At 53.3% G+C, this 533-nt stretch carries 1 rRNA gene; it reads left to right on the top strand.

From position 1 onward, the window contains the following. Nucleotides 1-75, top strand: a 5S ribosomal RNA gene (gene rrf / locus DB520_RS27765); the annotation flags it as partial. Nucleotides 76-533 lie beyond the last annotated feature (458 nt).

The following is a 533-nucleotide window of genomic DNA, read 5'->3' as shown; positions in this document are numbered from 1 at the left end:
ACCGAACAGAGAAGTTAAGCCCCGCAGCGCCGATGGTACTGGGGTTACTCCCGGGAGAGTAGGCCGCCGCCACATTCATCAGCCACCTTGGTTCAGCCAAGGTGGCTTTTTTTATGCCCGGCCGGGAACAGAAGAACGGAGGAACGGGGGAACAGATGAACAGGGTTAGGTTAGGGGGTATGCCTTCCACCGCCACGTTTTTCACCCAATACAACCCGTTGCGCCCGCGGCGAGAACCATTTCACGCCAAGCCCGCCACGGGGATGTTTGCCAGGGATGGGCAGGAATATTTTTTTTACGCTCCGGCACCCCACTATCAAACGACCCAAGCTTGGGCCACAACCACCTCCTTCGGGTAAATTAGAGTGTCCCTAGCTAATTTTTCTATGCCACGAATGCACGGATTAGCACGAATATTTATAAGTATTCCCCTCTTAGCGCCAGTTGCGCATACCCGTTACGGGAAAACTTTTATGCCAAGACCGCGACTCTTTTACGTCTAAAGTGATTCCCGTTGCGTCCGTTGCGAAAAT

This window comes from Pleomorphovibrio marinus, assembly GCF_003347495.1.
Taxonomy (GTDB): domain Bacteria; phylum Bacteroidota; class Bacteroidia; order Cytophagales; family Cyclobacteriaceae; genus Pleomorphovibrio; species Pleomorphovibrio marinus.
This window is presented reverse-complemented; position numbering and strand designations above follow the sequence as displayed.